The 2,678-nt window shown below is 47.3% G+C and carries 4 protein-coding genes and 1 pseudogene; 3 read left to right on the top strand and 2 right to left on the bottom strand.

The window, feature by feature from the left end; genetic code table 11:
* Together ACB037_RS21215 and ACB037_RS21210 are read left to right on the top strand one after the other, a co-directional pair.
* A pseudogene (locus ACB037_RS21215) lies at nucleotides 1-337 on the top strand (zona occludens toxin); the annotation flags it as partial.
* Between the two features lie 29 nt (nucleotides 338-366).
* Entirely contained in the window at nucleotides 367-606 is a 240-nt protein-coding gene (locus tag ACB037_RS21210) for a hypothetical protein (RefSeq protein WP_371175897.1), read from the top strand.
* A gap of 242 nt (nucleotides 607-848) precedes the next feature.
* Here the strand turns inward: ACB037_RS21210 and ACB037_RS21205 are convergent, their stop codons facing one another.
* The gene (locus tag ACB037_RS21205) at nucleotides 849-1,793 is read right to left on the bottom strand and encodes a DUF2971 domain-containing protein (RefSeq protein ID WP_371175896.1); all 945 of its coding nucleotides are present in this window, start codon (nucleotides 1,791-1,793) and stop codon (nucleotides 849-851) included.
* 119 nt (nucleotides 1,794-1,912) lie between these two features.
* On the opposite strand from ACB037_RS21205, the gene ACB037_RS21200 reads away from it, so the two are divergent.
* The gene (locus tag ACB037_RS21200; protein WP_319907461.1) at nucleotides 1,913-2,110 is read left to right on the top strand and encodes a hypothetical protein; all 198 of its coding nucleotides are present in this window, start codon (nucleotides 1,913-1,915) and stop codon (nucleotides 2,108-2,110) included.
* A gap of 24 nt (nucleotides 2,111-2,134) precedes the next feature.
* On the opposite strand, the gene ACB037_RS21195 is transcribed toward ACB037_RS21200, so the two are convergent.
* On the bottom strand, nucleotides 2,135-2,485 hold the full coding sequence (locus tag ACB037_RS21195; RefSeq protein WP_201901071.1) for a DUF3653 domain-containing protein: 351 nt from the start codon (nucleotides 2,483-2,485) through the stop codon (nucleotides 2,135-2,137).
* Between the last annotated feature and the right edge of the window lie 193 nt (nucleotides 2,486-2,678).

The raw sequence follows: 2,678 nt of genomic DNA, 5'->3' as shown, positions 1-2,678 counted from the left end.
GGATGCTGCTGGCGTCTTTGCTGTAGGCCCGTTCGCCGGATACCGGATGATCATCAACTGCCATGTGCTCACCAAAAGTGATCGAGACGTCTACAACGTCGAATATTGCTTCGCCCTGCGCAAAGGTGACGACGAGCAAGCCATCTATGCCGAAGAGTGGCCGCAATTCTTCGTCGATTTGAAGCCCATGACGGCTTGCCATGCGGTTATCCAGTACCAGGGGCAGCCAGTGGACGTTTATTGCGACCCTGACGGGGATGCTTTGCGTAAGCGGGTCAATGGTGCGCTCTTTGCTGGTGCCAAGAATGACGGGGCGCCTAGCGATGACCGGACATAAATACATCGCTGGATCTAATGGGGGTTGCCGTGATTGGCATCATCGCTATCTGCATTGATATTGCCATCCTGATAGCCATAGGGAGCAATCCTAGCTATTCCGCCGAGGCTCGTTGGGCCTGTGTTGCCCTGGTGGCGCTGCTCTCGTTGCCTCCCCTGCTCTGGCTCTTTGGGGGCCACCTTATCGAGCTGGAGGTGAAGTGGCAGCACCACTGCCGGGCAAGACGCCGCGCTCGCTCTGCTGCCGCTCGCGTTAAGAATGGCCGCTGACCATTAGCATATGGTGAGCTGCGCGAACCATGATAAACGCCCTGCCGCAGGACGCTTGCGTCCCGAGGACCTATGCCCCCCAGGTGTCCGCCTCCCTGGGGTGATTCACGACATTGAGCGCCTCCGCTGAAATAACCTCCTTCTCTGCTAAACCGGTCTTTAATGCCTCGTCAGAGCGACCAGCCGAAGGCTATGGGGCGCGTGTGGTCACTGCCAGATTTCCTGTCGCAGACAAGCTGTTCTTATGGTCTTACTTGCTCTTCTATGGACATCTTTACATCAAGAGAAAACCTGGAATGATTTGGTGTAAAGAAAAATACTTTTATATGGCCTAGTTTATCCTTATTGTTTTCAATTAAACCCAATACTTCGCGTATGTATTTTTTGTCTGTTTTGCAGCCAAAATACAAACTGTCTATATCTTCACTGGAAATCATCTTTAATAATGCGGTCTGTTTCATCGATAGAAACTTCATGCATTTGTCATCACCATCATCAAACTTATACATGCTTCCTTCTACTGAGTGATATATGCACTCCTTGGTGTCCAACTTAATTACTCCATTATCTGGCTCCCTAGTCTTGAATAAAGCCTTTTTTGTAATGAAAGCGTCGCACCAATATATTGGCACAATGCACCTGTGCTCTTTTTCATAAATCCATTCATCACTTTTTGTAGTGAGTACATGGGTTAATATATTGTAGATTATAGTTTTGTTTTCATATTTTAAGATTTTGGTTTCATTGGGCGCTAATCTAGTTGAATCATAGTTTACTTTTATTGGTCTGTGAAAGTATGGTAGCTCATCCTCTCCTTCCGTCTCGTTTTCTCTTAGATGATTGTCAAGAAGACTTTCTTTGTAGCCAACGCAAATACCTCGATGTTGGTCTCCATAGTGAGCCCACATTAACAAGTTCCTAGGTGTTTCAGATAGTGAAACAACCCCGCAGTTATTTAAGCACCTTAATATGTATTTTGTTAATTTTGATTTATCATAATTCCATCTCTTCATGTATTTATGTGTTTCGGATTTTAGCTCTTCATCTGTATTTATATAGTCAAAAATATCCTGTGGGATTATATTTTCAAAGGGGTCATTCAGTTGTGAGGGTGGGGTTAACTTAATTGAAGGGTTAAGAAAGTATTCTTTGGGTAGATTGTTGTAATATTTGTATAAAGTTCTCATTTTGTTCCTCAAGTTGGATACCCCCCCGTATAGTAATACGGGGGGAATTCAATCCGCTAGACCTTGCTTTGGCCTTCGGGCTATGCTGGGCACTGTACAGCGGTATGTGGAGGTGTGACATGGCTAACCTGATGCGTGGTGATATGGTCAGGCGACGCACTGATGATCTGCTGATGCAGGTTGACTGCGTAGGTCAGGACATCGCTTGTTGTATCATCGTTGAGTCCCATGTACCTGAGCGGAAGATACTCATATCTCTTGATGCTCTAATCCTTGATAGCAATGCCCCTAGCCCTTTACCAGATTCAGATGAATGAGGGGGCTTACGCCCCCTCCCCTGTCTACTTGATACCTAGCTTCTTCCGCCAGTGGAAAGCCTCCCTTTGCTTCTCTGACAGCTCGGCCTGGATGATGGCCAGCGCCTCGATCCTCCTCCTGTCGAACATGACGCCATTCGGTGCGATCAGGCAGTCATTCTTCATCCGCCATCCCTGCCACTCCTTGAAAATCGTGGGCAGCTCCCGCCCAGATGCCATACGCATAAGCCGTTTATAGACAGGTGGGATCTCTTTACCCTTATCCCAATTTGTGACCTGCCTCACAGAAACGAAACATAGATTTGCCGTCTCCTCTTCCGATAAACCGCATTCAAACCAACGAAAAATGAAGTTTTTGGTCAACTCTCGTTCCATCCAAGTAAATACCTGATAAACCAGCAAAATTGCGTGGGCTGGCTTATCGGCGGGCTTCACATGGGCATTTAACCAAACGCGACATTATGCGCGGTCAGGCTTAGGGGCAGAACAAAGGGGCCGGAGGCCCCTGGGTTTTGTGACGCCGATAATTCTGTTTATCGGCATCAAAAACTAAGAGCACACCACTCAG

Origin of the sequence: Aeromonas sp. S19(2024), from assembly GCF_041402625.1 — a bacterium.
In the GTDB taxonomy this organism is placed as follows: Bacteria; Pseudomonadota; Gammaproteobacteria; order Enterobacterales; family Aeromonadaceae; genus Aeromonas; species Aeromonas caviae.
This window is presented reverse-complemented; position numbering and strand designations above follow the sequence as displayed.